This is a genomic window from Polaromonas sp. P1_G2 (genome assembly GCF_056405515.1).
The window spans coordinates 1-368 of the sequence record NZ_JBFUBY010001682.1 but is presented as its reverse complement, the minus strand read 5'-3'; the positions used below and the strand labels follow the sequence as shown (position 1 = coordinate 368).

Below are 368 nucleotides of genomic sequence, written 5' to 3'. Positions count from 1 at the left end.
ATATTGCCAAGGTCGTACGCATCGCCACCAATGGCGACTATTCGTCCTTGCTCTCCAAGCTCAATCTGCCTGAGCGGCAGATCGCCATCCGTGTCCGGCTGGAGCCGTCGGTGCGCAACAGCACCGACGCCCTGTCGCAGTTGCGCGTCACCGGAACGAAGGGCGCCGTGTCGCTGGGATCGATCGCCACGATCCGGATCGGCGGCAGCGCTTCGCAGATCGATCGCCTCGACCGCTACCGCAACGTCACCTTTTCCATCGAGCTGAACGGCCGCGCGCTAGGCGATGTGATGAGCGAGGTGCGAAGTCTCTCGTCCATGCGCAACCTGCCCGGCAATGTGCATCTGGTCGAACAGGGTGAATTGGAG

1 protein-coding gene is annotated in these 368 nt (G+C 62.5%); it reads left to right on the top strand.

Translation table 11 applies throughout. The features are described 5' to 3' along the window. Positions 1–368, top strand: a 368-nt coding sequence (locus tag AC1D0P_RS32100; protein ID WP_477680417.1) for an efflux RND transporter permease subunit, incomplete at both ends; no start/stop codon positions are given.